A 372-nucleotide genomic window follows, 5' to 3' on the forward strand; every position below is an offset into this window, starting at 1 on the left:
CCCGCTGCTGCGCCAGACGGCGTGGCTCCTGACGGCGGCGACGATCGCCTTCAACGGCGCGGCGGCCTGGCCCGACCCGCTGGGCGTGGGCATGCACGCCGTCATCCCGATCCTGTTCGTGGTCGCCGTCGAGGCGGCGCGGCACGCGGTGGGCCGGATCGCGGACATCACGGCCGACAAGCACATGGAAGGCGTACGCCTCACCCGCTGGCTCCTGTCCCCCATCCCCACCTTCAAGCTGTGGCGCCGGATGAAGCTGTGGGAACTTCGCTCCTACGAGCAGGTCATCAAGCTGGAGCAGGACCGCCTCATCTACCAGGCCCGCCTCCAGGCCCGCTTCGGCCGCTCCTGGCGCCGCAAGGCCCCCGTCGA

At 71.2% G+C, this 372-nt stretch carries 1 protein-coding gene; it reads left to right on the plus strand.

Annotated features, from left to right (window positions below):
- A partial coding sequence (locus AC5P1C_RS43975) for a DUF2637 domain-containing protein (protein ID WP_493871612.1) occupies positions 1 to 372 on the plus strand: 372 nt, incomplete at both ends.

This window comes from Streptomyces sp. A18, from assembly GCF_059026065.1.